Source organism: Photobacterium sp. R1 (genome assembly GCF_054600795.1).
The window spans coordinates 1-236 of record NZ_BAAHZP010000990.1; the positions used below are offsets into that span (position 1 = coordinate 1).

General features: G+C 47.9%; 1 protein-coding gene. It reads right to left on the bottom strand.

Annotated elements, in window-relative coordinates; genetic code table 11:
• On the bottom strand, positions 1–236 hold a 236-nt coding region (locus ACYP03_RS28030; RefSeq protein ID WP_459782937.1), incomplete at both ends, for an ATP-binding cassette domain-containing protein.

Genomic DNA, 236 nt, shown 5'->3' on the forward strand with positions numbered 1-236 from the left:
TCGTCTTTGATTTCCCACAGCTCTTTGTGACCCATAATGACGGTATCAACCACTGAGAATTCTTCAAATGCGAACTGATCCTGACCCAGCTTTGCCATGCGCTCGTTCTTATCTTTATTGACCACACCAGCCGAAGGCTCCAGCTCTCCACTAAGAATTTTCATGAACGTCGACTTACCGCAACCATTCGCGCCAATCAGAACGTAACGGTTACCCTCGCCGAATTTGACGGAGAT